Annotated in this window: 28 protein-coding genes; 12 read left to right on the top strand and 16 right to left on the bottom strand. The window is 60.0% G+C overall.

What is annotated here, in order from left to right:
• Positions 1-102: 102 nt before the first annotated feature.
• Together LOY68_RS22645 and LOY68_RS22650 are read left to right on the top strand one after the other, a co-directional pair.
• A complete protein-coding gene (locus LOY68_RS22645) occupies positions 103-513 on the top strand; it encodes a hypothetical protein (protein ID WP_265040040.1) in 411 nt (136 codons plus the stop codon).
• A 2-nt stretch (positions 514-515) separates the two neighbouring features.
• Positions 516-998, top strand: coding sequence for a transcription elongation factor GreAB (locus LOY68_RS22650; RefSeq protein ID WP_265040042.1), 483 nt, complete (start codon positions 516-518; stop codon positions 996-998).
• 6 nt (positions 999-1,004) lie between these two features.
• Here the strand turns inward: LOY68_RS22650 and cysB are convergent, their stop codons facing one another.
• From cysB to LOY68_RS22675, 5 genes are all read right to left on the bottom strand, one after another.
• Complete coding sequence (gene cysB / locus LOY68_RS22655; RefSeq protein ID WP_054052018.1) at positions 1,005-1,979, bottom strand: HTH-type transcriptional regulator CysB; 975 nt, start codon at positions 1,977-1,979, stop codon at positions 1,005-1,007.
• A gap of 113 nt (positions 1,980-2,092) precedes the next feature.
• Positions 2,093-2,596, bottom strand: a complete 504-nt coding sequence (locus LOY68_RS22660; protein WP_054052016.1) for a universal stress protein — start codon at positions 2,594-2,596, stop codon at positions 2,093-2,095.
• Between the two features lie 94 nt (positions 2,597-2,690).
• A complete protein-coding gene (locus tag LOY68_RS22665) occupies positions 2,691-3,596 on the bottom strand; it encodes a 5'-nucleotidase (protein WP_163913198.1) in 906 nt (301 codons plus the stop codon).
• Positions 3,597-3,620: 24 nt separating this feature from the next.
• Positions 3,621-4,577 carry a putative 2-dehydropantoate 2-reductase gene (locus LOY68_RS22670; RefSeq protein ID WP_163913196.1) on the bottom strand — a complete coding sequence of 319 codons (957 nt, stop codon included), beginning with the start codon at positions 4,575-4,577 and terminating at the stop codon, positions 3,621-3,623.
• Complete coding sequence (locus LOY68_RS22675; RefSeq protein WP_054613926.1) at positions 4,574-4,960, bottom strand: thioredoxin family protein; 387 nt, start codon at positions 4,958-4,960, stop codon at positions 4,574-4,576. The genes LOY68_RS22670 and LOY68_RS22675 overlap by 4 nt, the downstream gene beginning before the upstream one ends.
• Here LOY68_RS22675 and LOY68_RS22680 point away from each other — a divergent pair.
• Entirely contained in the window at positions 4,959-5,402 is a 444-nt protein-coding gene (locus LOY68_RS22680; RefSeq protein WP_054613925.1) for a PilZ domain-containing protein, read from the top strand. The genes LOY68_RS22675 and LOY68_RS22680 overlap by 2 nt on opposite strands.
• 129 nt (positions 5,403-5,531) lie before the next feature.
• Positions 5,532-6,608, top strand: coding sequence for a 3-deoxy-7-phosphoheptulonate synthase (locus LOY68_RS22685; RefSeq protein ID WP_054052004.1), 1,077 nt, complete (start codon positions 5,532-5,534; stop codon positions 6,606-6,608).
• Positions 6,609-6,671: 63 nt separating this feature from the next.
• On the opposite strand, the gene LOY68_RS22690 is transcribed toward LOY68_RS22685, so the two are convergent.
• Positions 6,672-6,959 carry a GNAT family N-acetyltransferase gene (locus LOY68_RS22690; protein WP_020800382.1) on the bottom strand — a complete coding sequence of 96 codons (288 nt, stop codon included), beginning with the start codon at positions 6,957-6,959 and terminating at the stop codon, positions 6,672-6,674.
• 645 nt (positions 6,960-7,604) lie between these two features.
• Between LOY68_RS22690 and oprI the strand changes: the two genes are divergently transcribed.
• On the top strand, positions 7,605-7,856 hold the full coding sequence (gene oprI, locus LOY68_RS22695; protein ID WP_002553018.1) for an outer membrane lipoprotei OprI: 252 nt from the start codon (positions 7,605-7,607) through the stop codon (positions 7,854-7,856).
• Between the two features lie 125 nt (positions 7,857-7,981).
• Here the strand turns inward: oprI and LOY68_RS22700 are convergent, their stop codons facing one another.
• The 3 genes from LOY68_RS22700 to LOY68_RS22710 form a co-directional block, all read right to left on the bottom strand.
• Positions 7,982-8,953 (bottom strand): L,D-transpeptidase family protein, encoded by a 972-nt coding sequence (locus LOY68_RS22700; protein ID WP_054052002.1) that lies wholly within the window; start codon positions 8,951-8,953, stop codon positions 7,982-7,984.
• 144 nt (positions 8,954-9,097) lie between these two features.
• Positions 9,098-9,391 (bottom strand): hypothetical protein, encoded by a 294-nt coding sequence (locus LOY68_RS22705; RefSeq protein WP_054051999.1) that lies wholly within the window; start codon positions 9,389-9,391, stop codon positions 9,098-9,100.
• Positions 9,392-9,447: 56 nt separating this feature from the next.
• On the bottom strand, positions 9,448-10,053 hold the full coding sequence (locus tag LOY68_RS22710) for an arylesterase (RefSeq protein ID WP_265040108.1): 606 nt from the start codon (positions 10,051-10,053) through the stop codon (positions 9,448-9,450).
• A 10-nt stretch (positions 10,054-10,063) separates the two neighbouring features.
• On the opposite strand from LOY68_RS22710, the gene LOY68_RS22715 reads away from it, so the two are divergent.
• The 3 genes from LOY68_RS22715 to greB are packed head-to-tail and all read left to right on the top strand — an operon-like array spanning position 10,064 to position 13,783.
• Positions 10,064-10,747, top strand: coding sequence for an ABC transporter ATP-binding protein (locus LOY68_RS22715; RefSeq protein ID WP_054051996.1), 684 nt, complete (start codon positions 10,064-10,066; stop codon positions 10,745-10,747).
• Entirely contained in the window at positions 10,747-13,251 is a 2,505-nt protein-coding gene (locus LOY68_RS22720) for an ABC transporter permease (RefSeq protein WP_265040109.1), read from the top strand. The genes LOY68_RS22715 and LOY68_RS22720 overlap by 1 nt, the downstream gene beginning before the upstream one ends.
• A 34-nt stretch (positions 13,252-13,285) precedes the next feature.
• Positions 13,286-13,783, top strand: coding sequence for a transcription elongation factor GreB (gene greB / locus LOY68_RS22725; protein ID WP_017339816.1), 498 nt, complete (start codon positions 13,286-13,288; stop codon positions 13,781-13,783).
• 18 nt (positions 13,784-13,801) lie between these two features.
• Here greB and LOY68_RS22730 read toward each other — a convergent pair whose 3' ends face one another.
• The 3 genes from LOY68_RS22730 to LOY68_RS22740 all read right to left on the bottom strand — a co-directional run bounded on the left by LOY68_RS22730 (position 13,802) and on the right by LOY68_RS22740 (position 16,318).
• Complete coding sequence (locus LOY68_RS22730) at positions 13,802-14,110, bottom strand: hypothetical protein (RefSeq protein ID WP_054051989.1); 309 nt, start codon at positions 14,108-14,110, stop codon at positions 13,802-13,804.
• Between the two features lie 248 nt (positions 14,111-14,358).
• Entirely contained in the window at positions 14,359-14,793 is a 435-nt protein-coding gene (locus LOY68_RS22735; protein ID WP_054613922.1) for a DoxX family protein, read from the bottom strand.
• 103 nt (positions 14,794-14,896) lie between these two features.
• On the bottom strand, positions 14,897-16,318 hold the full coding sequence (locus tag LOY68_RS22740; RefSeq protein WP_163913191.1) for a transglycosylase SLT domain-containing protein: 1,422 nt from the start codon (positions 16,316-16,318) through the stop codon (positions 14,897-14,899).
• 234 nt (positions 16,319-16,552) lie between these two features.
• Between LOY68_RS22740 and LOY68_RS22745 the strand changes: the two genes are divergently transcribed.
• The 3 genes from LOY68_RS22745 to LOY68_RS22755 all read left to right on the top strand — a co-directional run bounded on the left by LOY68_RS22745 (position 16,553) and on the right by LOY68_RS22755 (position 19,626).
• Complete coding sequence (locus tag LOY68_RS22745) at positions 16,553-17,362, top strand: TatD family hydrolase (RefSeq protein WP_054051984.1); 810 nt, start codon at positions 16,553-16,555, stop codon at positions 17,360-17,362.
• Positions 17,363-17,573: 211 nt separating this feature from the next.
• Positions 17,574-19,058: a methyl-accepting chemotaxis protein gene (locus LOY68_RS22750; RefSeq protein ID WP_265040115.1), complete on the top strand. Its 1,485-nt coding sequence runs from the start codon at positions 17,574-17,576 to the stop codon at positions 19,056-19,058.
• A 205-nt stretch (positions 19,059-19,263) separates the two neighbouring features.
• Positions 19,264-19,626, top strand: coding sequence for an Mpo1-like protein (locus LOY68_RS22755; RefSeq protein ID WP_265040117.1), 363 nt, complete (start codon positions 19,264-19,266; stop codon positions 19,624-19,626).
• Position 19,627: 1 nt separating this feature from the next.
• Here the strand turns inward: LOY68_RS22755 and LOY68_RS22760 are convergent, their stop codons facing one another.
• From LOY68_RS22760 to LOY68_RS22770, 3 genes are all read right to left on the bottom strand, one after another.
• The gene (locus LOY68_RS22760) at positions 19,628-20,425 is read right to left on the bottom strand and encodes an acyl-CoA thioesterase (protein ID WP_265040119.1); all 798 of its coding nucleotides are present in this window, start codon (positions 20,423-20,425) and stop codon (positions 19,628-19,630) included.
• A 232-nt stretch (positions 20,426-20,657) separates the two neighbouring features.
• Positions 20,658-21,425 carry a CHAD domain-containing protein gene (locus tag LOY68_RS22765; RefSeq protein ID WP_265040120.1) on the bottom strand — a complete coding sequence of 256 codons (768 nt, stop codon included), beginning with the start codon at positions 21,423-21,425 and terminating at the stop codon, positions 20,658-20,660.
• An 89-nt stretch (positions 21,426-21,514) separates the two neighbouring features.
• A complete protein-coding gene (locus LOY68_RS22770; protein ID WP_054051974.1) occupies positions 21,515-21,793 on the bottom strand; it encodes a hypothetical protein in 279 nt (92 codons plus the stop codon).
• Positions 21,794-22,015: 222 nt separating this feature from the next.
• Between LOY68_RS22770 and LOY68_RS22775 the strand changes: the two genes are divergently transcribed.
• The gene (locus LOY68_RS22775) at positions 22,016-23,053 is read left to right on the top strand and encodes a patatin-like phospholipase family protein (RefSeq protein ID WP_265040121.1); all 1,038 of its coding nucleotides are present in this window, start codon (positions 22,016-22,018) and stop codon (positions 23,051-23,053) included.
• Positions 23,054-23,149: 96 nt separating this feature from the next.
• Here LOY68_RS22775 and LOY68_RS22780 read toward each other — a convergent pair whose 3' ends face one another.
• Positions 23,150-23,845, bottom strand: a complete 696-nt coding sequence (locus tag LOY68_RS22780; protein ID WP_163913179.1) for a response regulator — start codon at positions 23,843-23,845, stop codon at positions 23,150-23,152.
• Positions 23,846-23,906: the final 61 nt, after the last annotated feature.

Below are 23,906 nucleotides of genomic sequence, written 5' to 3' on the forward strand. Positions count from 1 at the left end.
CGCCGATTGTCCGCATAAATTACCCCGTGCAGAAGGGCCGACGACGATTAATCTTCGTGCGACAATCGGCATCCGCCCGCGAACACCCGCCAGGAGGCAGCCATGCCCTATCGTCCCAACCCGCGCCGTCCGTTGCCGATCCGCCTCAATGCCCTGCAATTGACCGGCAGCATTGCCCTGGGTCTTTGGCTGGGCTTCCTGGCCATCGCGCTGACGTGCTGGCTCGCCTCGCGTTTTATCTTCCCCGAGCAATTGGCACCGGTGGCTCAGGCCGTACAGCAACTGGCCCAACCGCCGGTGGTGGTTCAGCCCGCGCCGGACATCCCGCCGCAGAGCCCGCTGTTCGAGCAATACAAAGAAAACCTGCGCAAGAACGAACAACAGCAATTCCTCGATCAGGCCCGCACCAATAACCGCAACCTGTCGAACCCCAAATGTCAGTTCTGGCTGCAACAGGACCAAACCGCGCCGAGCGAAAAAAGCCGCGCCAACGTCCAGCAATTCTGCGATTGATCATGAACAAGCAAATCGTCCACCAACTGATTCTCGACAAGCTGCGCATCGATCTCGACATCGCCGAACGCGCTGCGCAAACCGCGTACGAAACCGCGACCCACGAAGAAAATATCGCCGAAAACAAATACGACACACTGGGTCTGGAGGCGTCGTACCTGGCGGCCGGGCAGGCGAAACGGGTCGAGGAAATTCGTCATTCACTGACGGTGTGCCAGAACCTGACATTGCGTGCGTATGACGATCAGCGCGGTATCGAAGTCGGCGCCCTGCTCGGTCTGGAAGACGAAAAGGGACGTGAACAGTGGCTGTTCCTGGCCCCCGATGCGGCGGGTTTGAAGGTTGATGTGGTGGGGCAGATGATTACCGTCATCACCCCTCGCTCGCCGCTGGGCAAAAGCCTGCTGGGCAAGTTCGAAGGGGACGAGGTAGAGATTCTGGTGGCGGGCGCTCGGCAACAGTTTGCTGTTACCGAGGTGATTTGACGCAGATTAATGAACCGGCAGTTCGACACCGTCGAACAGTTCTTCCAGTTCCTGTTTGTTGTGGCACTGGATCGCCTTGGCCATGACTTCGCGGGTCAGGTGCGGGGCAAACTTCTCGATGAAGTCGCACATGAAGCCACGCAGGAAGGTGCCGCGACGGAAGCCGATCTTGGTGATGCTGGATTCGAACAGATCGCTGGCATCGAGCATCACCAGGTCGCTGTCGAGTTTGGCATCGACCGCCATTTTCGCCACGATGCCCACGCCCAGGCCCAGGCGCACGTAAGTCTTGATCACGTCGGCGTCGGCAGCGGTGAACACCACTTTCGGTGTCAGGCCACGATGGCTGAAAGCTTCGTCGAGTTTCGAACGGCCGGTGAAACCGAACACGTACGTCACGATCGGGTATTCGGCGAGGGCTTCGAGGGTCAGCTTCGGCAGCTTGGTCAACGGGTGACCCTGGGGCACGACCACGCAACGGTTCCAGCGGTAGCACGGCATCATCACCAGGTCACCGAACAGCTCCAGGGCTTCGGTGGCGATGGCGAAATCCACGGTGCCGTCAGCGGCCATTTCGGCGATCTGCATCGGCGAACCCTGGTGCATGTGCAACGCAACGTCCGGGTACTGCTTGATGAAATTGCTGATCACCGGCGGCAACGCATAACGCGCTTGGGTGTGGGTGGTCGCGATCGACAGGGTGCCTTTCTTCTCGTTGGAGAATTCCTGGGCAATCTGCTTGATGCTTTCAACCTTGCGCAGGATTTCGCCGGCGGTGGTGATGATGCGTTCGCCGGCCGGGGTGACTCGGGTCAGGTGCTTGCCACTGCGGGCGAAGACCTCGACGCCCAATTCGTCTTCCAGCAAACGGATCTGTTTACTGATGCCCGGCTGCGAGGTGTAGAGACTTTGGGCGGTAGCGGAAACGTTGAGGTCGTGGTGCGCCACTTCCCAGATGTAGCGCAGTTGTTGAAGCTTCATATGAATCCCTCAAAGCAGGTAGACGCCACGGGCATCAGCGACGGTATATAACTATATTAATGGTTTGAAGAATAAATCTAGAACTTTTTTATCAAAACGCCATTATTCGTGTTCTACCGGTCCCCCTGACGCCGACGCTCCACCAGAGGTACCAGATAGACCGGCACCCGGGCCAACTGCAAGACCCGCGCTGCCGTGCGGCCCAGAGGGGTTTCCGCGCTGGCGCGATGGCTATGACTTCCTACGATCAGCAAATCCACCGAGAGTTTCTGCGCCTGGTCGAGAATCACCTGCGACGGGTCGCCCTGAAGCACCCGCACCGCTTGAATCCGTTCCAGATCCTGCTCCCCCTCATCCCCCAGTTCTTCACGAAAGCTTTCCAGCACCCGCCGTTCGATATTGGCGATCACCGTGTTCAGGCCCTGGCTGTGAAATTCGTTCAACGCCTGTTCATCGAGATAACTTTGAAGCACCGACTCGGCGAACAACCCCATGGGTTCCACCGCGTGCACCACATACAAGTCGGCATTGAATGTTCGCGCCAGCGCCAGGGCGTGCTGCATCACCAACGGTGCGTACAGGCCGAGGTCGGTGGCATACAACATGGAACGAATCATATGACCTCCTTGCGTGCCGACATGGCGGAGATTGATTCAGCTTAGCAGTGCCTTGCCGAGTACGACGGGCCGCGTAACACCTTGACGCAAGGGCTTAAACTTTCTGCTCGTTGCTTATGCCATGCGGCACATGGCCGGTGGCGACGACTTCGCGCGCCAGTTCGCAATGACCGGCCTGATCATCGAAAAATACGTCGGCGGCAAACGCTTCCAGAAACGCCGCTTTGGTCAGGCCGCCGAGAAACAGCGATTCATCCAGACGAATGTCCCACTCGCGCAACGTGCGAATCACCCGCTCGTGGGCCGGTGCCGAGCGCGCGGTGACCAGGGCGGTGCGGATCGGGCAGGCGTTATCGGGGAACTCGCGCTGCAACAAATTCAATGCCGCGAGGAAGCCTTTGAACGGGCCGCCACGCAAGGGCTCCCGGGCTGATTCACGCTCACTGGCCTGGAAAGCTTCCAGCCCACCGGACTGATAAACCCGCTCCGATTCATCGGAAAACAGCACCGCGTCACCGTCGAAGGCAATGCGCAATTCATCACTGGCAGCACGGCTCGCACCGCCCGACAGAATGGTCGCGGCAGCAAAACCGGCATCCAGCGCACTGCGCACATCTTCCGCATGAGTCGAAAGAAACAGGTCGCAACCAAAGGCCTTGAGGTACGGATAAGGACTGCGTCCGCCGACAAACGCCGCACGGGAAATCGCCAGGCCGTAATGGTGAATCGAGTTGAACACCCGCAAACCGGTGTCGGCACTGTTGCGCGACACCAGCACCACTTCGACCCGGGCACGACCTAGACTGGCATTAAGGTTCAGGAGTTTTTCCACCAACGGAAATGCATCACCGGGCGCGAGAACTTCGTCTTCGTGCTCGATCTGGTATTGCCGATAGGCCTCGACCCCGTCCGACAGATAGACCTTGTGGCTTTCGCTCAGGTCGAACAGCGCTCGCGAAGAAATCGCCAGCACCAGCTTGTCATCTATGTCTTTGGCCATGCCTTTCCCCTCTGGTGGATCGACTCAAACGTTACGTCGATCGATAAAACCGAGCGCCCGGTACAAGGCCTCGATGCGTGGCAACTCACATCCCGCCGCTTTCGCCGCCGCCAGTGGCCGGGCATAAATCGCCTCCAGTTCCAGTGGTCGTTTGTGCAGGAAATCGTGGTACATGCTCGGCCAATAGTCGGGCATTTTTTCGGTCACCATAAACAGGTGATCGGCATACCCGGCCGGAATCTCATGACCGCAAGCGATTGCGCCCCGAACCACTTCGGCCATCAACGCCTTGATCAGTTCCCGACTGTCGGCATCGGCCATCAACGGTGTAGTGCTCGCCCCAAGCAGCACCGAGAGACCGTTGTAAGGAACATTCCACACCAGTTTTTGCCAGCGCGCCTGGTGCAGGTTCGGCATGCCCTGAGAATCGATGCCAGCCGCGCGGAACAACCCGACGCCCTCCTCGACAATCGCCATGCGGGCCGACTCATCAGCGGCCGGGCCACTGTGATAACCGACATTCACCGCACCCAGCGCTTGATGCGTGATGACGCCAGGCTCGGTGCGATGAACGCAGATAAAGCAGAGTCCGCCAAGCACATGCAGCGAATCGGGCAGTAATTCGCGCAGGCTATCCTCGACGTCCAGGCCGTTTTGCAGCACCAGCACTTTGGCGTTCGGTGCGGCGGCTTGAAGGATGGCGGGCGCCAGATCGGCGTTGCTGGTGGTCTTGGCGCCGATCAGCAACCAGTCACAGGGCGGCATGTCCTCGGCGCTCGAATAGGCCTGGACCGGGTTTAACGTCAGCGCCCCATGCGGCGCACTGTCAACCTGAAGCCCGCGTTCGGCCACCGCGGAAAATTCACTGCGCAACAGAAAATGCACATCGAAACCGGCCCGCGCCAACATCACTCCGTAGAAACCACCGATTGCGCCGGTCCCGATAATGCCGATTGTCGGCTTGGCAACTGCTCCCATCATGGCAACTCCTCAGCAATTCGACTGAGCGCCTGGCCCACCGCCTGATTCAGTTCGGTGTCGGTCAGGCGCGACTGTACCGCCCCAAAGAACTCACCGTCGCGCACCACAAACAGCGCCGGCAAATGAAAGACCTCATAACGTTCCACCAACCCGCCATTGTCGGCGGCGTCGATCCAGCACAGCCGGTCAATCGCCAGATCGAGTCTTGGCAACTGCTCGCGGGCGAAACGGCAACTGGCGCAACCGACGCTGGTGAAAATCACCAGGGAAATGCCGCTCATCGCCAGCAGCCGTTGGTCGGCGTCGAAATCGGTCAGTTCCGATTCGACCACTATACTGGGGGAAACAATGTCAAATGGGCGACACAGGGAGTCCGTGTTCATGGGACGTTTTCTTCCTCATCCTGACGATGTGCCCGTGGAACTTACGCTGCTCAAACATGAGTGCATTTCACGGCAACGGCTGCACACTATCAGCCTCGGCGGCATGGCTTGCAATTACCACCGCGCCTGGCGCCACGGCACGGCGCTGGAAGTACGCATGCCGACCCTGAACCCCGATTTGCGTTTTTTGGGCTACGTAGCCTGGTGCCTGCGCCGAAAGCGCGGCTATCTGGTGGGCATTGCCTTCGTCGATGAGCAGATGCTGTTCAGTGCGCGGATGGGCGAGCAGGTGTGCCAGATCGAGCGCTATTGCCGCCTGCACGATGCCCATGATGATCTGCAGGAAGCTCAAGCCCTGGCCCTCGAATGGGTGCAGCAGCATGCCGATGAGTTCTCCCACGACACGGTTCGCAAGGCTTTTGCGCAGCCAGTGCTGGATTAAACCGGTGTTTGCCCATTGTCGAGCCACGGTGTAACGCGCTAAGGTTCGGGTCCCCCGACGCGCTTAATTTGCTGTGCTCCGCCGCGCGGGTTCGCTGGCGGCCGGCACCCGTGACCTGACGAGTAAACGATGGCTGATTTACCGATCAACGACCTAAACGTCGCTTCCAACGAAACCCTGATCACTCCCGATCAGCTCAAGCGTGATATCCCTTTGAGCGATGCCGCCCTGCGCACCGTGACCAAGGGCCGCGAAGTCATTCGCAACATTCTTGATGGCACCGATCACCGCTTGTTCGTGGTCATCGGGCCGTGCTCGATCCACGACATCAAGGCGGCCCACGAATACGCCGAGCGCCTGAAAACCCTCGCCGCCGAAGTGTCCGATACCTTGTATCTGGTCATGCGTGTGTATTTCGAGAAGCCACGTACCACCGTCGGCTGGAAAGGTCTGATCAACGATCCGTACCTGGACGACTCGTTCAAGATTCAGGATGGCTTGCACATCGGTCGCCAGTTGCTGCTGGACCTGGCCGAGATGGGCCTGCCGACCGCCACCGAAGCCCTCGACCCGATCTCCCCGCAATATTTGCAGGACCTGATCAGTTGGTCGGCCATCGGCGCGCGCACCACCGAATCCCAGACTCACCGTGAAATGGCTTCCGGCCTGTCCTCGGCCGTCGGCTTCAAGAACGGCACCGACGGCGGCCTGACCGTGGCGATCAACGCGCTGCAGTCGGTTTCCAGTCCGCACCGTTTCCTGGGTATCAACCAGGAAGGTGGCGTGTCGATCGTCACCACTAAGGGCAACGCCTACGGTCACGTGGTATTGCGCGGTGGCAACGGCAAGCCGAACTACGATTCGGTCAGCGTCGCGCTCTGCGAGCAAGCGCTGAACAAGGCCAAGATCAAGCCGAACATCATGGTCGATTGCAGCCACGCCAACTCCAACAAGGACCCGGCCCTGCAACCGCTGGTGATGGAGAACGTCGCCAACCAGATCCTCGAAGGCAACCAGTCGATCATCGGCCTGATGGTCGAGAGTCATCTGAACTGGGGCTGCCAGGCGATCCCGAAAGACCTCGCCGACCTGCAATACGGCGTGTCGATCACCGATGCCTGCATCGATTGGTCCGCCACCGAGAACACCTTGCGCAGCATGCACGCCAAGCTCAAGGACGTGCTGCCGAAACGCGATCGCAGCTGAATACTGTTTTTCAGGCACAAAAAAACGCCGGGCTTAAACCCGGCGTTTTTTTATGTGTTGCGTTTACTGGCTCAGCTTGGCCGCGTGCCGCTGATGACGTTCCATGTAGCGCTCCACGTAGGAGCACGATGGAATCACCGTGTAGCCCATTTCTTCGGCGTACTGCAGCGCCTGCTCGGTCAATGCCGCCGCAATGCCACGGCCACGCAATGCGTTGGGCACGAAGGTGCGATAGATATCCAGGGTCTGTTTCCCCAGATCCATATAGGTCAGGTAGGCACGATGACCGTCCACATTGGTCTCGAACTGATGACCAGCCTGGTCATGGTGGATGGACAACGCCTCGCTCATCACTACTCCTCGCGGGTCTTGGATTCTGACCCCTACCTTACCGATGTTTTTCCGGCGAAGGAACATCTACGCCACCCTGTGCCTGAATGGACACCGAGAAGAGCGACACCGATCTCGCGCAACCTGGGCACGTATCAAATAGTAGGCACCATTGGCGAAAATGCTCAAGGTGCGCTCGTCATCATGCCGAGGGGGACTGCGGATGCTGCTCCGGGGTTACGCAGGGACGGCTCGACCGAAGATCTTCCCGGGTCGAAAGCCTGAACATTGCCGGATGTTGAGACTTAAGACGAGCGCCCTTCGTTAAAGTCACCTCAACATGCAGAAAGATATGAGAGGCGCTGCGCAAAATCCGAACAAAAGTGTAGACGAAAGCATGTAGACAGACTTTAACAAAGACTGGAAATACTGCCTTCGGAATAGGGAACTTTTCGCATGCGGCTCGCTCATCTCGGGCCTTGCAGCTGGGTATTTTTTATACAGAGCAGTTAAAAGTTGCTCGAAAAAGAATCAACGCCTACAATTTTTTTTGCTTCTTGCTTTACGTCAGTTTACTTACGACAAGTAATGGGTAGTATGTACGCCGGCTATTTCCTCACTCTGAGGAGACAGCTACTTAATAGAAAGTCCTTGAAGGGGAACACGATGAACAACGTTCTGAAATTCTCTGCTCTGGCTCTGGCCGCAGTTCTGGCTACCGGTTGCAGCAGCGTATCGAAAGAAACCGAAGCACGTCTGACCGCTACTGAAGACGCAGCTGCTCGCTCCCAGGCTCGTGCAGACGAAGCTTACCGTAAAGCTGATGAAGCTCTGGCTGCTGCTCAAAAAGCACAACAGACTGCTGACGAAGCTAACGAGCGTGCTCTGCGCATGCTGGACAAAGCTAGCCGCAAGTAATAGTCCTTCGGGATTGTTATCAAGCCGATCCATTTATGGGTCGGCTTTTTTTATGCCCGGCGTTTAGTACCGGCCATAAAAAAACCCGCCGACGGCCAACGTCGGCGGGTTCCTTTTCTTCGAGCTTACTGCTGCAGATCGACCGGCACGCTCGACACCATCGGCGCGGAGGTATTCGGCACGGCGATTTCCACCGGCAGGCCATCTTCGGCAGCCACGACGTCACGCACCACATCCCAGTTCATGCGCAGGTTGTTGGTGATGTCTTCACGCTTGAGCATCGCGTTGATCACGGCGGTGTGCTTGTCGACCACCGACGGATTGCCGTTGTCGTCCAGCGGCGTATGCGCTTCAAGATAAACCTTGCCGCCGCTCAGGCCGAATTTGTACGGGTCGTTGATGATCCGCACCGACGTGCCGACCGGCACCATGCTCGCCATTTCCAGCACGTTGTTGTTGAACATGCGGAAGCAGCCGTGGCTGGTACGCATGCCGATACCGAATTTCTTGTTCGAGCCGTGGATCAGGTAGCCCGGAGTGCCCAGGTTAAACTTGAACGGCCCCAGCGGGTTGTCCGGGCCGGCCGGCACCACATTCGGCAACGGGTCACCGTCAGCAGCGTGCTCGGCCTTGATCGACGCTGGAGGGGTCCAGGTCGGGTTCGGCGTCTTGGCGGTGATGGTGGTGTGGGCAATCGGCGAACCCCAGCCTTCACGACCGATACCCAGCGGGAAGGTGTACACCACGTTCCGGCCTTTCGGGTAGTAGTAAAGGCGGTATTCGGCCAGGTTGATGACGATGCCTTCACGCGGGCCCGGCGGCAGGATGAAGCGGGTCGGCAGAATGATTTCGGTGCCGGCGCCCGGCAGCCAGGCGTCGACGCCCGGGTTAGCCGCGACCATTTCCGAATAGCCCAGATCGTAAGTGGTCCCAAGGTCGGCGAAGGTATCTTCGTACTTGGCCTTGATCACTTGCACCTGACCGATGATGTCTTCACCAGGGGGCGGTAGAGGCAGCTCTAGTGCTGAAACTGGACCCGCCACACAGAGAGCGGCAAGGGTCAGGCAGCGGGTGACGGCAGGAAAGCGCGGCAACATCCGGAAAATCCTTCGCATGATCGACAAGGGTATAAGAAGGCGATTGTACACCGACGCCCGTAAATTCGGGGAGGCCGAGAACGTTGCAGGCGATACATGACGTTTTTTTCATGTGGGAGTCGCGGCGAGATCAAATGTGGAGGCCTAAAGCTCGAACCGCAGTTCCGGCCAGATCGGCGAGGTGCCGCGCTTCTGCGATTCGAGGATGGCCCGGCACAGCGAGCACAAACGCTGGTCCTGGAACACCGTGCGATTCACGCTCGACCAGCGCGGCTGCGCCGGCAACAAGCTGCCACACAGGGTTCGGTCCGCCGAACCGCCGAGCTCCAGCTGACGCGCCACCAGATGCACCCGCACTTCCTGGCAGGCGAACAGATCCAGCTGCTCGTCAGGCTCGATCAGTTGGTAGGCAAAAAGGGACCAGGCAGGACGCGGCATCGGGGGCTCCAAATCGGGGGCGCCACCTTAGCCGAAACACCGCCACTAGAAAAGCGTCAAAGCAGCGGTTTCAGTGTCGGCCAGACATTTTCCAGCAACTTGTCCTGAGCCGCCACGGCCGGGTGCAGGCCGTCCGCTTGCATCAGGTCTGGATGGCCGCCGACTCCTTCGAGAAAAAATGGTACCAGCGGGATTTTTTTCTCCTCTGCCAGGGCGCCGTAGACCTTCGCAAAAGCCTCGGTGTAACGGGCACCGTAGTTCGGTGGCAGTTGCATGCCCAGCAGCAAGACTTTGGCACCGCTGGCTTTGGAGCTGTCGATCATCGCCGCAAGGTTTTGTTGCAATTGCGTTGGCAGCATTCCGCGCAAGCCGTCGTTGCCTCCCAATTCGAGGATCACCAGCTCCGGTTTATGCTCTGCAAGCAGCGCCGGCAGGCGTGCCTGGCCTCCGGCACTGGTGTCGCCGCTAATGGAGGCATTGATCACTTTATCGTCGAAACCTTCGCGCTTGAGCCGTTGCTCAAGCAGCGACACCCACCCCAAGCGGGTATCCAGTCCGAAACCGGCGCTGATACTATCGCCAACGATCAGGACTGTACCCGCCGCTGCGTTCTGGGCCATGCACATCAAGGCCAGGCCAGCACTCAAAAACCACACACGCATCGGATTCTCCATGGGCGCAAGCATTCTCACCGCGAAGAACCTCAGCAAAGTGGTTCCCAGCGCGGAAGGTGAACTGACTATCCTGCACGAACTCAGCCTGGAACTGAACAAGGGCGACAGTTTGGCCATTGTCGGCGCCTCCGGTTCCGGCAAATCCACCCTCCTCGGCCTGCTGGCCGGCCTCGATCTGCCGAGCAGTGGCGAAGTCACCCTCGCCGGGCAAGCCCTGAGCAATCTCGATGAAGATCAACGGGCACGCATCCGCGCCGAGCATGTGGGGTTTGTCTTCCAGTCCTTTCAGTTGCTCGACAGCCTCAACGCCTTGGAAAACGTCATGCTGCCGCTGGAACTCGACGGTCGCAAAGACGCACGACAGCGCGCCACCGAGTTGCTGCAGCGGGTTGGCCTGGGCCAGCGCCTGACCCACTCGCCTCGCCAGCTCTCCGGCGGCGAACAGCAGCGTGTGGCGATTGCGCGTGCGTTTGCCGCTGAACCGGACGTGCTGTTCGCCGATGAACCCACCGGCAACCTCGACAGCCACACCGGCGAGCGCATCAGCGATCTGCTGTTCGAACTGAACAAGGAACGCGGCACGACCCTGGTGCTGGTGACCCACGACGAACGCCTGGCACATCGTTGCCGGCGCCTGATCCGCCTTGAAGCCGGCCTGCTGGTCGCCCCTCTGGAGCCTTGATGGCACGCTTGCCGCTATTGCGCCTGTTCAGCCTCGCCATCCGCCAACTGTTGCGCGACGCTCGCGCCGGTGAACTGCGGGTGTTGTTCTTCGCCTTGCTGGTGGCCGTGGCGGCGAGTACCGCCATCGGTTATTTCGGCGCCCGCCTCAACGGCGCCATGATGTTGCGCGCCACCGAGTTCCTTGGCGCCGACCTGCTGCTAGAAGGCAGTTCGCCGGCGCGACCGGAACAGATCAAGAGCGGCACCGAGCTGGGTCTGGAACACGCCCAGGTGGTGGAGTTCTCCAGTGTCATCGCCACCGACAACGGCATCCAGTTGTCCAGCATCAAGGCAGCCGACGATGTCTATCCGCTGCGCGGAGAACTGAAAAGTGCCCCCGCGCCGTTCGCCCCGGAAGAAACCGGTGGCGGGCCGAAATCCGGCGAGGCCTGGGTCGAGGCACGGTTGCTGACGGCGCTGGACCTGAAGGTCGGCGACAGCATCGACGTCGGCATGAAAACCCTGAAGCTGACGCGGGTGCTGACTTATGAGCCCGACCGCGCCGGCAATTTCTACAGCCTGACACCTCGAGTGCTGATCAACCTCAGCGACCTCACCGCCACCGGCGTGGTGCAACCCGGCAGCCGGGTCAGTTACCGCGAACTCTGGCGCGGTAAGGCCGAGGCGCTGGAAACTTATCGCCAGTTGATCAAACCGGGACTGGCGGCCAACCAACGTATCCAGGATGCCCGAGACGGCAACCGGCAAATTGGCGGCGCGTTGGGTAAGGCAGAACGTTATCTGAACATGGCCAGTCTGGTGGCGGTTTTGCTGTCCGGGGTTGCAGTGGCATTGTCGGCGACACGCTTCGCCACGCGCCGATTCGACGCCAGTGCCTTGCTGCGTTGCCTGGGTTTGTCGCGCCGGGAAACCATGGTGCTGTTCAGTTTGCAGCTGACGGTGCTCGGCTTGCTCGCCAGTCTTAGCGGTGCCCTGCTCGGCTGGCTCGCGCAGCTCGGATTGTTTGCGCTGCTGCATGACTTGTTGCCTACCGATGTTCCACCGGGTGGTTTGCTGCCGGCGATTGCCGGGATCGGCACCGGGCTGGTGGCGCTGGCCGGTTTCGCCCTGCCGCCACTGGCCGCACTCGGCCGGGTCCCGCCATTGCGGGTGTTGCGTCGGGACATGCTGCCAATTCCGTCCAGCACTTGGATGGTCTACGGCGCGGCGCTGGGTGCGCTGGGACTGATCATGTGGCGCTTGAGCCTGGACCTGGTCCTGACCTTCGCCCTGCTCGGAGGCGGTGTGATCGCCGCCGTGGTGCTCGGCGGCTTGCTGCTGTTGCTGCTCAAAAGCCTGCGGCGGATGTTGGCCCGTGCTTCGTTGCCCTGGCGTTTGGGTCTGGGTCAATTACTGCGTCATCCACTGGCAGCGGCCGGCCAATCCCTGGCCTTCGGTTTGATTCTGCTGTCCATGGCGCTGATCGCTTTGCTGCGCGGCGAGCTGCTCGACACCTGGCAAAACCAACTGCCGAAAAACGCGCCGAATTATTTCGCGCTGAATATTCTGCCAGCGGACAAACAAGCCTTCACCGATCGACTGATCGAACTGTCGGCGCAATCGGCGCCGCTGTATCCGGTGGTGCCGGGCAGGTTGATCAGCATCAATGGCGAAGCGGTGCAGGACATCGTCAGCAAGGATTCGGCCGGTGACAGGGCGATCCAGCGTGACCTGAGCCTGACCTGGGCGGCAGACCTGCCGGCGGGCAACAAGCTCACCTCGGGTAACTGGTGGACCGAACAGACACCGGATGAGATTCCTGGCGTGTCGGTCGAAGGCAAGGTCGCCGAAAGCCTGAAACTCAAGCTGGGTGATCATCTGGTATTCACTGTTGGCGGGGTCAATCGCGAAGCGAAAGTCACCAGCCTGCGGGAGATCAACTGGGACAACTTCCAGCCGAACTTCTTCATGATCTTCCAGCCGGGCACCTTGAAAGATCTGCCGGCGACTTACCTCACCAGTTTCTACCTGGCGGCGGGTCACGATCAGCAGATTGTCGATCTGTCCCGGGCGTTCCCGGCCGTGACCATTCTGCAAGTCGAGGCCTTGCTGGAACAGCTGCGCAGCATCCTCGCCCAAGTCACTCTGGCGGTGGAGTACGTGTTGTTGTTTGTATTGGCGGCGGGGATGGCGGTGCTGTTCTCCGGTCTGCAGGCCACGCTGGATGAACGGATTCGCCAAGGCGCGCTGTTGCGAGCACTTGGGGCGGAGCGCCAGTTGCTGGTCAAGGCCCGGCGGATCGAGTTCGGCTTGCTCGGCGCGGTCAGCGGTTTGCTGGCGGCACTGGGTTCAGAGTTGGTCAGCCTGGTGCTTTACCGCTACGCCTTCGACCTGCCTTGGCATCCGCATCCGTGGTTGCTGGTGTTGCCATTGATTGGCGCCGTGCTGATCGGCGGCGCTGGTGTGTTCGGCACACGTCGCGCCTTGAATGCCAGCCCCCTGACAGTCTTGCGCGAGGGTTGATAGACTCAAGCACTCTCTACTACAAGAAGTCACCATGAGCCGTTATCGCCCTCCCCGCACCGCTGGCACCGCGCTGATCACCCCCGAAGGTGAAGCGCGGATGCGTGCCGAGTTTCACGAACTCTGGCACGTACGTCGACCGCAGGTGACGCAATCGGTCAGCGAGGCGGCGGCCCAGGGTGATCGCTCGGAAAACGCCGAGTACACCTATGGCAAAAAAATGCTGCGCGAGATCGACAGCCGCGTACGCTTTCTCACCAAGCGCCTGGAAGCCCTCAAAGTCGTCAGCGAAAAGCCCAGCGATCCGAACAAGGTTTACTTTGGTGCCTGGGTCACCATTGAAGATGAAGACGGCAAAGAGTCGCGCTACCGCATCGTCGGCCCGGATGAACTGGATTTGAAACTGGGCTTGATCAGTATCGATTCACCATTGGCGCGGGCACTGATCGGCAAGGCGCTGGACGCTGAAGTGCGGGTCCAGACACCGACTGGCGAGCAGTGCGTGTACATCGTGGCGATCGAGTATCCATGAGCCGCAGCGCTGTAATTCTCAGCGCCGGGTAATCAACCCCTGACGGGCAACGCGAGTCAGCTGCCGGATCACTTCCGGTGCATCTTCAAGCGTGGGCGACTGAATCACTGCCAGATCGAAACTGTCGTTGGCAAAACGCGCCAGCGACTCGCCGTCTTCGACAAACTGGATCAGGAACGCGGCAGGACCGCCGGTGCGACGTGGCCAGCCATCGAGATAACGCAGAAGCGTCGGCTGATGTTTACCGCCAAGCAGGATTTTTGGATTGCGCTGGGTGAGGTGTGCCGTGATCGGCGCGGGGCGTACAACGGGGCTTAGTGCATTCATTGGGTCGTGTCTCTGCCTCGAAAGTCTGCATGGCAGGTGAGAGGCAACACCGAACCAGCGCTTTAGCGGTATTTCGAAGCCTGACTCAAGCTTCTATCGGCAACTGAATGAGTCACCTGGCGCCCCGCAAGTAGCTGTTTAAATCGGCGCATGAGCAGCATCCTAGAGAACCTGACCGGACAGTGTCAAGAATGACGCGCAACAAAAAAGGCCCGCACAATGCGGGCCTTTTCGTTGAGCCAGAGCGGTCAGCCGGCGATGGCGCGGTCCGCCGAGAGCTTGCCGGCACCTTCGATCAGTACCGCGATGCTGCCACCGAGCAAGGCCAGGGCGAACTCATAACCGTTGTTGGCCATGAACAAACCGTTGCTGATGTGCACCGTGAAGATAGCGACCAGCGACAGGAAGATCAGACCCAGTGCCGCCGGACGAACCAGCAGGCCGATGATCAAGGCCAGGCCAGCGAAGAACTCGGTGCCACCGGCCAGGATAGCCATCAGGTGACCCGGCGCCAGGCCCAGGCTTTCCATGTACTGCGCGGTGCCGGCAATGCCGTAGCCACCGAACATCCCGAAGAGTTTCTGCGAGCCGTGGGCAGCGAAGATGATGCCGACAACGATCCGCAGAACAGTCAGGCCGTAGCCAGCGCGGGTAAACAGTACTTTGTTGATCAGTGAGCTCATGCTGTGTCATCCATTGAATGTGTGTGTTGGTTGGCCGCTATATTAATCGTTAAATCGAATGATAAAAGCGCAAATATTTCGCCATAATCATCAGTTTAGTCGATCATTTACGTGAGGCGACTTTTTGCCCCTGAGGCTCCAACGACTCCCGCTCCCGATCGAACGCCAAGTAATACTTGTTCACGCTATTAACATAGCTGACGGCGCCCATCCCCACCTGCTCCATGGCGATGCGCTCGACCTGGAAGAACCACTGATTCGGATTCAAGCCCCGGCGCCGGGCCTCGGCGCGCATCCCCTGAACCCGTTCCGGTCCCATGTTGTAGGCCGCCAGCACAAACGCCATGCGCTCGCGCTCGTTGAGTTTGGGGCTGGAGAAGAATTTGCGACGGATCATTGCCAGGTACTTGGCCCCGGCCTGCACATTGGCGTCGAGGTTCTGAATATTGTTGACCCCGACGCGCTGGGCGGCGGACGGGGTGATCTGCATCAGGCCGGTCGGGCCGCCGCCACCGCGAGCCTCGGGTTGTAGCGCCGACTCCTTGAACGCCAGCGCCGCCAGGTTCAGCCAGTCCATGCCTTGGGCATCCGCGTGCTTCTGCAATACCGGGCGGAGTTTTTCCAGACGCTGTCGGTCAGCCTTGGCCAGCGGATAGTGGACTTGATACAGCCGTCGGTAGATACGCAGGAATGCCACGTCCTCATCCGACGGCTTTTTATAGGTGGTCAGGAAGCGATCGATACTGGCCCGCAGCATCGACGCATCGCGGCGCACGAACCAGTATTCCTCACCCGGCTCGCTGATCAGCAACTGCCGATCGAAGCGCAGCTTGGGCAGGATCTTGCCCCAGCGCTCGGCGATCGGTTGCTCGACGATGGTCAGGTGGAAGATGCCACCCTGGACCATCTCCAACACGTCCTCGACCGCCAGACTCGGATCGACCCACTCGACCGTTATCGGCGCCAGTTTGTGCAGGGCAAGTTTCTGGTTGATCTGACTGACCGCATCCCCGGCGGCACTGCCCGTGGGCAACGCCAGGGTCTTGCCGGAGAGTTGTTCGAGTTTTGTATAACGGCGTTCGCCCTTGATCCCGACCAGGATCAGCGGCACGTTGCTCGCAATCGGTTCGCTGGTACTGACCGCGTGGCCGGATTGCGGATCGAGCAGTTCTCCCGGCGCCACCAGATCGCCCTCGCCGCGCTGCAACGCGCCGAGTAATTGATCCTTGGCTTTGGGGATGATCTTGAGGGTGATTTCCTGGCCGTCGCGGGCATGCCCGTTGAGGTATTGCTCGAAGGCGCGCAGGCGATGGTATTCGACGCCGATGGCCTGGCCCTGGACTTCGCCGGAGCTGTTACGACTCTGGTTGACCAGGACTTTCAGCACACGGCTGCTGCGGATTTCCGCCAGATCGCGCACCTTGGTGGCCGGCACGGCTTGCAGCGGTCCGGCCAGACGCGCAACCGCCGGCAACGGCAGCAGCAACGAACAACACAGCAGTAGCAAAACCGAGGGACGTGTCATCCACTCTCCGGAAAGAATACTGGCCGACCTCACGAAAATTCATGACATCGAACGACAGAAACAGAGCGCCTGGAGCGCTGGCAACGTGCGCAAGACTGGCACAGTGATGGCAGTTTCACCAACCCGACCTGTCTCGCGGCATCAAGAGACAGCTTCAACTCGTTGTAGTTCTTGGCTTTTCTTATAAATCTACAGCTCTGATATGCTTTCCGGCCTTTGGTCCGAGGTAGCACCATGCAACTCATCGATATCGGCGTCAACCTGACCAACCCCAGTTTCGACGATAAACACCAGGCAGTACTTGATCGCGCCTACGCGGCCGGGGTCTGCCAATTGGTGCTGACCGGGACCAGCGTCGACGGCAGCGAGCAAGCGCTGGAGCTGTGTCGGCAACTGGATGAAAGCGCACAACGGCTGTTCGCCACCGCCGGCATTCACCCCCACTCTGCCAGCGACTGGAACGCCGACAGCGAACAGCGCCTGCGCAGTTTGCTCAAGGAGCCGAACATGGTCGCCGTGGGCGAATGCGGGCTGGACTTCAACCGCGACTTCTCGCCGCGCCCGCAGCAGGAAAAGGTCCTTGAGCAGCATCTGGCCATGGCAGTCGAGCTGCAATTGCCGGTGTTCCTGCATGAGCGCGATGCCAGCCAGCGCCTGCTGGAAATCCTGCGGGACTACCGCGATCAGTTGCCGGCCGCCGTGGTGCATTGCTTCACCGGTGAAAAGAAAGCGCTGTTCAGCTACCTCGACCTGGATCTGCACATCGGCATTACCGGCTGGATCTGCGATGAACGTCGGGGCACGCACCTGCATCCGCTGGTGAAAGAGATCAAGCGTGGCCGACTGATGCTGGAGAGCGATGCGCCGTACCTGCTGCCGCGCAGTTTGCGACCGAAGCCGAAGAACGGGCGTAACGAGCCGGCGTATCTGACTGAAGTGCTGCGTGAAGTGGCGTTGCATCGTGAAGAGAGCGAAGAGGACCTGGCGGCGCATACGACGGCTTGTGCGCGGGCATTCTTCCGTCTCCCCTCAATTCCCCAGTAACCCCAACTCCCCTGTGGGAGCGAGCCTGCTCGCGAAAGCGGTCTTTCATGTGCTGACGCTTTCGCGAGCAAGCCCGCTCCCACAGGGGATTAGTGTTGGCCCACAATATCTGTGTGCTGGTTGTTGACCTGCGTCAAATCCAACTCCCTGCATAGCGGCACAATACTGGCACCTTGCCAATGCTGTTTCCGCTATCAGAGAAGACCTTCCTATGGGTGCCTGGCTTAGCAACATCTCGCTGAAATACAAATTCTGGGCGGTCAATGCGGTCGCCTTCGTCACTACCCTGCTGTTGGTGTTGTACGCCGTACAACTCGAACAGCAGGCCCGCAGCCACGCGTCCCAGGCGTCGGCCCAGGCCCAGGCGCGTTTGCTTAGCGCCTGGCCCGTCGGGCAGCCGCTGCCCAAGGCGGACAACGTGCTGATGTTCAGTCACGGCCAGGCTCCACGGCTGAACGAACAACCCGTGCTCGAGCTGACCGACACCAACAACGGTTGGGTCGAGATCAATGCGATGCCGCTGTTCGGCGACAACCCGTTGATGGGCGCCGAGGTGTTCAGTCGCGCTGACGGCCAACAAGTCGCGGTGATCGCCTACGGTCCCAGCCTGAGCCAGGTGTTCAGCGAGCGCTTCTTCAACTATGCGATGGCGGTGGCGATTCTGATGCTGGCGATGCTCGGGGCTTCGCAGTTGTTGATCCGCTTCCTGCTCAGCCAGCTCAACACCTTGAAAGATGTGATGCTGCACGTCGAGAAAACCGGCGACCTGTCCGCCCGCGTGCCTCTGGCCTGCAAGGATGAAGTCGGGCAGATGGCAAACGCGTTCAATGCGATGCAGGCCGGTTATCAGCGGGTGGTCAACACCGTCGCCAATACCGCCAAGCAGCTGGACGTCGGTGCGGCGCGATTGGCGGCGAGCATGAACGATGTGCGCCACGGCATGCTCGGTCAGCAAAGCGAAACCGATCAGGCCGCCACCGCAATCAATGAAATGACCGCCACGGTCTACCATATCGCCCAACACGCCGGCGCCACCCGCGACCTCTCGCAAAGCGCCGACACCCTGGCTGGCAGTGGCCAGGAAGTGGTCAGTCGGGTGCAGAAGTCGATTGCCGGGTTATCCAGCGGTGTGCAACAGACCGCCGAGATGATCCAGCGACTGGCCGAAGACAGCCAGAAGATCAATGGCGTGGTCAGCGTGATTCACAGCATCGCCGAGCAAACCAACCTGCTGGCGCTCAACGCCGCCATCGAGGCTGCGCGGGCCGGTGAAATGGGCCGTGGTTTTGCGGTGGTGGCCGATGAAGTGCGCAACCTGGCCAAGCGTGTGCAAACCTCCACCGACGAAATTACCTTGATGGTGTCCGCCTTGCAGGCCGGGACGCGGGATGCCGTGGATTTCATGCAGGAAAGTTCGTTCAAGGCTGACGACTGCGTGCAGCAGGCTCAGGAGGCCGGCACTGCACTGGCGCAAATCACCAGCGCGGTGGCGCAGATGCGTGAGAGCAACACGCAGATCGCCGTGGCCGCCGAGCAGCAGAGTCATGTGGCGGAGGAGATGAACCGGTCGGTGGTGAGCATTCGTGACGTGACCGAGAACACCGTGCAGCAGACCGTGGATTCGGCGAATACCAGTAATGAATTGGCGACGTTGGCTGGGGAGTTGAGTAAGGCGATAGGGCAGCTCAAGCTTTGAGGGCATCTTCGCGGGCAAGCCTCGCTCCTACATTGTAATGCGCGAACCTGTAGGAGCAAGGCTTGCCCGCGAAGGCGTCCGCCCCGTCAACATCAATTTTTGCCATGAGCCCCTATCACTTCGATAGCCAACCTTGATTCGCCGCCCTCCAGCACCGCGCCTATTCTTCAAGCATGTGTTCAACATGGATTTGAGGAGTTTCATCATGGGCAAACGTCACCCCAACCTTCCGGCCTGGCAATGGAAGTCCTACCCGCACAATCATCAGCACCCCACCAACCTGGCGTTGCACCTGATTGCGGTGCCGCTGTTCATTATCGGGTTTCTGTTAATAGTGTCCGGGGTGTTCAGCCTGAGTTTGCTGAATGTCGTGATCGGCGTGATCGGCATCATCGCCGGCCTGGGCTTGCAGCGTCACGGTCACAGCCTGGAGGCGCAAGCCTCCGAGCCGTTCACTGATCGCAAAGATGCGATGTCACGCTTGCTGGTCGAGCAGTTCCTGACCTTCCCACGGTTTTTCCTCAGCGGCGGCTGGTGGCGCGCCTGGCGTAAGCGCCACCACCGTTGAGTCAGGCGAAGATCGTCACAGTCTGCCGGCTCATGGCGATCAACTGACCGTCAGCGCTCCATAGCTTCGCCGCCGCGTGACCGTAGCCGTCACGGGCGAGTTCGATGTCTACCAGGTACTTGCACCAGTCCAGCGTGTTCAACGCCAGCAGCGGCTGGACGAATTCGATGGTCCAGGTCAGCGTGCTGCCCGCCGCCGGTTTGTTCAGGTGCGGCAACAGGGCCGGCGGCCAGGCATCGACCAGCGCGAGAATGTACGCTTCGCTCAGCGCCTCTTCCTTCACATCGCCGCGCAAGCGCACCCAACCGCCCATATCCCGGGATTTGTTCCCGGTGAACGGCAACCCGCCGACGCTCCAGCGCATCGCCAGATGTTTCATGAATTCCGGGGTCACGCCTTTGATGTAAGGCAGTTCCTGGCAGTCGTCCCAGTGCTTCATCTCGGGTGCAGGCTGGGCCGCCACGGCCACTTCGGACGGTCGCGAGGCGCCGAAGCTGCCTTGGACCAACGTCACCACCTGACCTTTCTGCATCACCCGGCCCAGCACCTGGCTGACGGCTTTGCCTTCGCGCAAGACATCGACTTCAAAACTGACTGGCACATCCGGCTCGACCGGGCCGACAAAAGTGATCGCCAGCGAACGCACCGGACGACCCGCCGGGACTTTCGTGCGCATGGCTTCGTACTGCAACGCGGCGATCAGGCCACCAAAACTGGCGCGGCCCTGGCCCCATTCGGCAGGTATGGACAACGCCTGCGGTTGGCTGCGCACAGCGTCAAGCAGATCGGAAAAGCGCATGGGAACCTCAAGAATGCGGGAAAAGAATGAAGGGATCTTAACCAGCCTGCGGAGGGGATACAGCGCTTATTCCGGACAAAGAGACTGACAGATAGGACGCAATTCCAAATCCAACATAGATCCCTTGTGGGAGCGGGCTTGCTCGCGAATGCGGTGTGTCAGTCAATACAGGTGGTGACTGACACACCGCATTCGCGAGCAAGCCCGCTCCCACAGGGGATTAGTGGGGTTCTCAGGATTTGAAGCAGGCCTTGCTGAGTTTATCGAGCACCCGGTCGGCGCGGCCTTCAGCCTTGGCCATGGTGGTTTTCCAGACTGCAACACAAGGCAGCAAATCCGCCTCCTGCTCGGCCCGCAGCAACCACTGCCAGCAATCGTGCCAATCGCCCAACGCAGCCTGGGCCGATTTGAGCCGTGGCATCGCCGCTTTCGGCAGGCGATCCAGTTCGGGATAGGCCTCGATGCCATAGCGCACGCGCTTGATCAACAAACGCAGCAGATGACGATCGTGAGCCGGATCGTGCAGGGTGTGATCGAGTTTTTTCCACTGCTTGGCCAGACGCTTTTCGATGCGCTGGCGCAAGCCCTTGAGCAACCCCTGACGCTGGGACGCCCGCAGGAATCGCGGAAAAGCATCGAGGATCATCAGCAGTTGAATAACCTGCGGGCTGGTCGCAACGGTCGGATAAGCCACATCCATTTGCGCCATGCGCCGCTGCGCCGCCTCGGGTTGACCGTGCTGGAGCAAGTACGCCGCCAGCACTTCGCGATCGCGCAGCGGCGTGGTCAGTTTACCGACCCCGGACGCTGCGCTTTCCAGTTGCTCGACCCCAGGCAAACCGCGCAACGGTCGCAACAGACTGCGCAAGCGCCGAACCGTGGTGCGCAAATCGTGCAGCGCCTCAGGATCGGTGCGAGCACTCAAGCGTGCCTGGCAGGCCAACAGACGAACTTCAATGCTCAAGACCTGAGCCACCAACCGGTCAACCAAGGCAGACATCACTTGCTCCCTGAATCGAGTTTCCGTTATCGCGCTCAATCTCATCCTGCCTGCGGCGCATGCCGCAGGCATTGAGCTACATCATGCGCTTATCGACCCGCGCGCGACTCACGAATGTAGAAGCGCGCCTTTTCAGCCTTGCTGGTGCAGCCTTCGTAGGCTTCGAATTGCTGCTGGGTCTTGGCGCCGGTCAACAGCGACAGGGCCTTGGAGTAACTGACGGTGCCGGCGAAACCTTCGGCCTTAGCCAGGTCCAGCTCATGCCAGGCCGCATCGATCTGGGTGCCGCAGCTGTCGCGGTACGCAGTTTTGCCGGCACAACCGGCCAGAGCCAAGGCAATCAAAGGCACACAGATCCAGGCTTTCATCGATAACACCTCAAAGATAGATAAACAGTCGTGCAAGTAAGACGATGCGCCGCGCAAAAAGTGCCTTGCCCCGCCCGTACAAACTATAGCGCTCGCGAGCATACCCATCTGGCGCCATGCAGTGTCGAAAAAACGACGCCCCCGCCCCGGCAAACGACCTTACCGATTGAAGCGCGCCCCTCGATGGGTGCATTGTTGAACCTTGTCAGACGAGGGCGATTAATGAAAAAGCGTGTCGCACTGGTGCTGGGCTCGGGTGGAGCCCGGGGCTACGCGCATATCGGTGTCATTGAAGAGATCGAACGGCGTGGCTACGACATCGCCTGCATCGCCGGTTGCTCCATGGGCGCCGTGGTCGGCGGGATTTATGCCGCCGGCAAACTCAACGAGTATCGCGACTGGATCGAAAGCCTGGATTACCTCGATGTGTTGCGTCTGGTGGACGTCAGTTTTCGCCTGGGCGCCATTCGTGGCGAGAAAGTCTTCGGCCAGATTCGCAAGATCGTCGGCGAGATCAATATTGAAGACCTGCGCATTCCCTACACGGCGGTGGCCACCGACCTGACCAACCAGCAGGAAATCTGGTTCCAGGCCGGCTGTCTGCACCAGGCCATTCGCGCCTCGGCGGCAATTCCCAGTTTGTTCACGCCCGTGATGCAGGGCAATCGCATGCTGGTGGATGGCGGTTTGCTCAACCCGTTGCCGATCGTGCCGGTGGTGTCGAGCCATTGTGATCTGATCATCGCGGTCAACCTCAACTCGACCAACCAGCGCCATTACCAATTGCCGGTGATCCAGCGTCCGGCGGCGTTCAAGTCGCGGTTCAATAGTTTGATTAATTCGCTCGGTTCGAAGATGCCGTTCCGGCGCAAACAGGCCGAACAATTGCTGTTGCTGGAACAGGAAGCACTGAAGGCCGAAGCGGCGGAGATCAATCCCTGGATCGAGTCCGCCGAACCCGAAGCCCAGCAACCGGCGGCCGCCCCGCAAGGTGAAGGCGCGCCGAAATCCGCTACCGGTTCGTTCATCATCGATAACGTCGGGCCGGCGTCTTTGCTGGACTTGATCAACCAGAGTTTCGAGGTGATGCAGACCTCGCTGGCGCAGTACAAGATTGCCGGGTATCCACCGGACGTCCTGATCAACGTGCCGAAGCGGGTGTGCCGGTTTTTCGAGTTCTACAAGGCGCCGGAGTTGATCGCGTTGGGTCGGGAGATTGCGCGGGATACGATGGATCGGTATGAGAAAGAGCAGAGCTGAAGATCAATAAAGATCAAAAGATCGCAGTCTTCGGCAGCTCCTACATTGGAATGGCGTACACCCTGTAGGAGCTGCCGCAGGCTGCGATCTTTTCGGCTACCCCTGAGACTCAATCAACCGATAACCCACCCCCGCCTCGGTCACGATAAACCGCGGCTGTGTCGGATCGTCCGCCAGTTTCTGGCGCAGATGCCCCACCACAATCCGCAGATAATGACTGTCCTCGGTATGGGTCGGCCCCCAGATATCCTTGAGCAATTGCTGCTGGGTAATCACCCGCCCCGGATGCCGCGCCAGTTGCGCCAGCACCGCGTATTCCTTGCGGGTCAGCGCGACTTCGGCGCCGTCGAGCAACACCCGACGATACGCCAGGTCCACCGTCAGCGGCCCGAACGTCAACGCCGCTTGCTGGGCTTCACCCGCCGGCGCCTGGCGCAACAAGGCGCGCACCCGGGCAAGGAATTCCTGAATGCCGAACGGCTTGGTCACGTAGTCGTTGGCGCCGCCATCCAGCGCTTCGACTTTCTGCCCTTCGCTGGCCCGCACCGACAACACCAACACCGGCACCGTCGACCATTCGCGAAATTCGCGCAGCACTTGCTGGCCGTCCATGTCCGGCAAGCCGAGGTCGAGCACCAGCAGATCGGGTTTGTTCAGCGCCGCTTGCGCCAGTCCTTCGTTGCCAGTGCCGGCCTCCAGTACTTTGTAGCCCTGGGAGGCGAGGCTGATGCGCAGGAATTTTCGGATCTGCGGTTCGTCGTCGATGACCAAGATGGTCGCAGTCTGGCTCATGAATTCACATCAACACAAAGAAGTGGCAAGAGAGTAGCGCAAGCGTGATCAGGCTTCACTT

Origin of the sequence: Pseudomonas sp. B21-053 (assembly GCF_026016365.1) — a bacterium.
Taxonomy (GTDB): domain Bacteria; phylum Pseudomonadota; class Gammaproteobacteria; order Pseudomonadales; family Pseudomonadaceae; genus Aquipseudomonas; species Aquipseudomonas nunensis.

What these genes read in the sequence shown, in the direction of transcription:
- LOY68_RS22645 (WP_265040040.1), top strand. Translation starts at nt 103, where the DNA reads ATGCCCTATCGTCCCAACCCGCGCCGTCCGTTGCCGATCCGCCTCAAT.
- LOY68_RS22650 (WP_265040042.1), top strand. Translation starts at nt 516, where the DNA reads ATGAACAAGCAAATCGTCCACCAACTGATTCTCGACAAGCTGCGCATC.
- cysB (WP_054052018.1), bottom strand. Translation starts at nt 1,979, where the DNA reads ATGAAGCTTCAACAACTGCGCTACATCTGGGAAGTGGCGCACCACGAC.
- LOY68_RS22660 (WP_054052016.1), bottom strand. Translation starts at nt 2,596, where the DNA reads ATGATTCGTTCCATGTTGTATGCCACCGACCTCGGCCTGTACGCACCG.
- LOY68_RS22665 (WP_163913198.1), bottom strand. Translation starts at nt 3,596, where the DNA reads ATGGCCAAAGACATAGATGACAAGCTGGTGCTGGCGATTTCTTCGCGA.
- LOY68_RS22670 (WP_163913196.1), bottom strand. Translation starts at nt 4,577, where the DNA reads ATGATGGGAGCAGTTGCCAAGCCGACAATCGGCATTATCGGGACCGGC.
- LOY68_RS22680 (WP_054613925.1), top strand. Translation starts at nt 4,959, where the DNA reads ATGGGACGTTTTCTTCCTCATCCTGACGATGTGCCCGTGGAACTTACG.
- LOY68_RS22675 (WP_054613926.1), bottom strand. Translation starts at nt 4,960, where the DNA reads ATGAACACGGACTCCCTGTGTCGCCCATTTGACATTGTTTCCCCCAGT.
- LOY68_RS22685 (WP_054052004.1), top strand. Translation starts at nt 5,532, where the DNA reads ATGGCTGATTTACCGATCAACGACCTAAACGTCGCTTCCAACGAAACC.
- LOY68_RS22690 (WP_020800382.1), bottom strand. Translation starts at nt 6,959, where the DNA reads ATGAGCGAGGCGTTGTCCATCCACCATGACCAGGCTGGTCATCAGTTC.
- oprI (WP_002553018.1), top strand. Translation starts at nt 7,605, where the DNA reads ATGAACAACGTTCTGAAATTCTCTGCTCTGGCTCTGGCCGCAGTTCTG.
- LOY68_RS22700 (WP_054052002.1), bottom strand. Translation starts at nt 8,953, where the DNA reads ATGTTGCCGCGCTTTCCTGCCGTCACCCGCTGCCTGACCCTTGCCGCT.
- LOY68_RS22705 (WP_054051999.1), bottom strand. Translation starts at nt 9,391, where the DNA reads ATGCCGCGTCCTGCCTGGTCCCTTTTTGCCTACCAACTGATCGAGCCT.
- LOY68_RS22710 (WP_265040108.1), bottom strand. Translation starts at nt 10,053, where the DNA reads ATGCGTGTGTGGTTTTTGAGTGCTGGCCTGGCCTTGATGTGCATGGCC.
- LOY68_RS22715 (WP_054051996.1), top strand. Translation starts at nt 10,064, where the DNA reads ATGGGCGCAAGCATTCTCACCGCGAAGAACCTCAGCAAAGTGGTTCCC.
- LOY68_RS22720 (WP_265040109.1), top strand. Translation starts at nt 10,747, where the DNA reads ATGGCACGCTTGCCGCTATTGCGCCTGTTCAGCCTCGCCATCCGCCAA.
- greB (WP_017339816.1), top strand. Translation starts at nt 13,286, where the DNA reads ATGAGCCGTTATCGCCCTCCCCGCACCGCTGGCACCGCGCTGATCACC.
- LOY68_RS22730 (WP_054051989.1), bottom strand. Translation starts at nt 14,110, where the DNA reads ATGAATGCACTAAGCCCCGTTGTACGCCCCGCGCCGATCACGGCACAC.
- LOY68_RS22735 (WP_054613922.1), bottom strand. Translation starts at nt 14,793, where the DNA reads ATGAGCTCACTGATCAACAAAGTACTGTTTACCCGCGCTGGCTACGGC.
- LOY68_RS22740 (WP_163913191.1), bottom strand. Translation starts at nt 16,318, where the DNA reads ATGACACGTCCCTCGGTTTTGCTACTGCTGTGTTGTTCGTTGCTGCTG.
- LOY68_RS22745 (WP_054051984.1), top strand. Translation starts at nt 16,553, where the DNA reads ATGCAACTCATCGATATCGGCGTCAACCTGACCAACCCCAGTTTCGAC.
- LOY68_RS22750 (WP_265040115.1), top strand. Translation starts at nt 17,574, where the DNA reads ATGGGTGCCTGGCTTAGCAACATCTCGCTGAAATACAAATTCTGGGCG.
- LOY68_RS22755 (WP_265040117.1), top strand. Translation starts at nt 19,264, where the DNA reads ATGGGCAAACGTCACCCCAACCTTCCGGCCTGGCAATGGAAGTCCTAC.
- LOY68_RS22760 (WP_265040119.1), bottom strand. Translation starts at nt 20,425, where the DNA reads ATGCGCTTTTCCGATCTGCTTGACGCTGTGCGCAGCCAACCGCAGGCG.
- LOY68_RS22765 (WP_265040120.1), bottom strand. Translation starts at nt 21,425, where the DNA reads ATGTCTGCCTTGGTTGACCGGTTGGTGGCTCAGGTCTTGAGCATTGAA.
- LOY68_RS22770 (WP_054051974.1), bottom strand. Translation starts at nt 21,793, where the DNA reads ATGAAAGCCTGGATCTGTGTGCCTTTGATTGCCTTGGCTCTGGCCGGT.
- LOY68_RS22775 (WP_265040121.1), top strand. Translation starts at nt 22,016, where the DNA reads ATGAAAAAGCGTGTCGCACTGGTGCTGGGCTCGGGTGGAGCCCGGGGC.
- LOY68_RS22780 (WP_163913179.1), bottom strand. Translation starts at nt 23,845, where the DNA reads ATGAGCCAGACTGCGACCATCTTGGTCATCGACGACGAACCGCAGATC.